Origin of the sequence: Thermobrachium celere DSM 8682, assembly GCF_000430995.1 — a bacterium.
In the GTDB taxonomy this organism is placed as follows: Bacteria; Bacillota; Clostridia; order Clostridiales; family Caloramatoraceae; genus Thermobrachium; species Thermobrachium celere.
The window spans coordinates 977075-980091 of record NZ_HF952018.1 but is presented as its reverse complement, the minus strand read 5'-3'; the positions used below and the strand labels follow the sequence as shown (position 1 = coordinate 980091).

Here is a 3017-nt window from a genome sequence, read left to right as displayed (position 1 = left end):
CACGTTGTATTCTATAATCATGAACTCTACGAGTTTGAGAGTTACAACAAGGGCAAGTATGAGGTTTCTTCTTCATTTCTAAATAAATCTCAAAGCAATTATCTGTATTAAGTATTTTGTTACAATAACATCTTTAAAACCGAGTAGGTTTTTGATAAAATTATTATTGTGCACTTGTTGGATGCCTCCTTTCAAATTGTGTGTGTGTAATTTATTATATCAGGCATCTAAACAGGTGCATATTTTTTTGTAAAAAAATATGCTGGGGCTACGCCCCAACATTTATTATAGAACCTATTTTATAAGCGATCTTTAATTTTTTAAAAATATTTTATATAATAAATAAGTAAAACCCTAACAGGAGATGGTATTATGCAGTTAATCGGGATAATGGGTGGAACATTTAATCCAATTCATATAGGACACCTAATAATTGCAAATGAGGTATTGCACAGTTTAAAATTAGAAAAAATATTATTTATTCCAACAGGACAACCTCCACATAAGGAGATGAAGGAGGTTGCACCAGCCATAGATAGATTTAATATGGTAAAATATTCAATAAGAGGTAATGATAAATTTGAGGTATTAGATTTAGAAGTAAAAAGAGAAGGCAAAACTTATACTATAGATACATTAAAAGAGTTAAAAGAATTATATAAAGATGCTCATTTTTATTTTATAATTGGGTTTGATACATTAAGGGAGTTATCAACATGGAAAGATATAGATAAAATATATGAATATTGTAGGTTTGTAGTAGTTAATAGAGATTCAGATCTAAATGAAATAAATCAATTTATTATAAAATATAAAGAAATTTATCGTTTAGACATTAAATATGTTAATATACCCAATATAGGCATATCATCAACATTAATTAGAAACAGAATAAGAGAAAATAAAACAATTAAATATATGGTAACAGAATATGTAGAAAACTATATTAGAGAAAACAATTTGTACAGGGGATGATAAAGTGATTAATGATATAGTTTGCTTTATAGAAAAAAAATTAAATAAAGATAGATTTATACATTCAATGAATGTTGTAAAGGCTGCTAAAGAATTAGCGAATGTATATAAAGTACCTTTTCATAAAGTTGAGATAGCGGCTCTTTTGCATGATAATGCTAAGGATTTAACAAAATATGAAATAGATCAATATATAAAAAAATATTCTATAGATTTAAGTGATGTAGAAATAAATTCACCTCAAATATTGCATGCTTATGTTGGTGCACATATTGCTAGAGAGTATTTTAGTATCGATGATGATATATTTAATGCAATATATTATCATACAGTAGGTAGAAAGGATATGTCAATTTTAGAAAAGATAATTTTTATTGCTGATGTAATTGAGGAAGGAAGAAATTTTTCAGGAGTTGAGGAGTTAAGAAAATTAGCATTTCAAGATATTGATTTAGCTATTATTAAATCATGTGAATTAACTATACAATATGTAATTTCAAGAGGACTATTGTTACATAATAATACAGTGGAATTAAGAAATAGTTTAATAATAAAGATGGGGGATAAAAATGAAAAGAATAATTAAGTTAGTTTTAGTAATATCACTGATTGTATTTATTCCAATATTTTTAATTAATTTTAAGGTGCCTGAACCAATTAATATTTTGGTTGTAGGTGTAGATGCAGGAGATTATAACAATATAAATGCTCCAAAAAGAACAGATACAATCATGCTAGTTCATCTAGAAACTAAGGAAAAAGGTGTGTATATCTATTCAATACCAAGAGATACACGTGTTAGCTTAAATGGAGAACATCAAAAAATAAATGCTGTACATGCTGTTGGAGGAATTCAATTATTAAAGCAAAAATTAGAAGATATGTTAAACATAAATATTAATTATTTTGTTAAGATAGACTATAAAGCATTTAGAGAATTGGTGGATGCTGTAGAAGGAGTAGATGTTGTAATTCCTCACGATATGAATTATGATGCAAGAGACATTAAAATACACTTCAAAAAGGGTGAAAAGGTTCATTTGGATGGAGTCAAGGCTGAACAATTTATTAGATGGAGGAAAAACAATGACGGTACTGGGTATGCAATGGGAGATTTAGGAAGAATATCTACACAACAGGAGTTTCTTGTTAAAATATCAGAAAAGTTTAAATCACCCTTAATTATATTTAGACTACCGAAAGTAATGAAGGTAATTTCAAGTAATATAAAGACTGACTTAAGTAAGGTTAAAATTATGAGGTATTCATTATATTATTTAGGTATCGACAAAAATAATATTAAAACTAAAGTTATGTCAGGTCAGCCTGAATACATCAATTCAATATCATACTATATAGCTAAATATAATGAAGATTACGATTTCTTGCAGAACTTTGGTAATATTGATAAAACATCAAAAAGAAATATAAAAATAAAAATACTTAATTCTACAAATAAAAATGGTCTAGCTGCTAGATACAAAAAAATATTTGAGGAAAAAGGATATGATGTAGTAGAAATAGGAAATTATAATAAAAGGTTTAACAAAACAGTAATATATTGCTATGATGAAGAAATATCTAAAGAAATTAAAGATATTTTAGACTGTGAGAATGTGAAATTAGTTGGTTCATTGTAAAATTAAATGCAACAGATAAAAAATATTAAAACCATAGTGAAAATCATGTATGATATAGGTGTCAAATCCAAACATACAGGAGGTTTTCACTATGGTTGATAAAATTAATTCTAACACAACTGTACGTTCTTTTAAACACCTAAATAGCTATGAGCGTGGAGAAATTTATGCATTACTAAAAGAAGGTAAAAGTATTCGCTATATTGCTAAAAAATTAGGACGTAGTCCAAGTACTATCTCCCGTGAAATTAAACGTGGTACTACCTTACAGCTTAAAAGTGATTTATCTACATTTACAAGTTATTTCCCTGAAACAGGTCAGGCTGTATATGAAAATCATCGCTCAAATTGCGGAGCAAAAATTAAAATAGCTACAGCCGAAGTCTTTTAATAAAGTATGCA

Annotated in this window: 3 protein-coding genes and 1 pseudogene; all 4 read left to right on the top strand. The window is 27.3% G+C overall.

The genetic code is table 11. The annotated features are described in order from the left end of the window. Positions 1–372 precede the first annotated feature (372 nt). Positions 373–975: a nicotinate-nucleotide adenylyltransferase gene (gene nadD, locus TCEL_RS05275; RefSeq protein WP_018661886.1), complete on the top strand. Its 603-nt coding sequence runs from the start codon at positions 373–375 to the stop codon at positions 973–975. A gap of 4 nt (positions 976–979) precedes the next feature. Continuing rightward, positions 980–1561, top strand: a complete 582-nt coding sequence (gene yqeK / locus TCEL_RS05270) for a bis(5'-nucleosyl)-tetraphosphatase (symmetrical) YqeK (protein ID WP_018661884.1) — start codon at positions 980–982, stop codon at positions 1559–1561. After that, entirely contained in the window at positions 1545–2615 is a 1071-nt protein-coding gene (locus TCEL_RS05265) for an LCP family protein (protein ID WP_018661882.1), read from the top strand. The genes yqeK and TCEL_RS05265 overlap by 17 nt, the downstream gene beginning before the upstream one ends. A 91-nt stretch (positions 2616–2706) precedes the next feature. After that, a pseudogene (locus TCEL_RS05260) lies at positions 2707–3003 on the top strand (transposase); the annotation flags it as partial. Positions 3004–3017 lie beyond the last annotated feature (14 nt).

Bases quoted from the DNA above. Each gene is read 5' to 3' on its own strand.
- nadD (WP_018661886.1), top strand. From the start codon at position 373: ATGCAGTTAATCGGGATAATGGGTGGAACATTTAATCCAATTCATATA.
- TCEL_RS05265 (WP_018661882.1), top strand. From the start codon at position 1,545: ATGAAAAGAATAATTAAGTTAGTTTTAGTAATATCACTGATTGTATTT.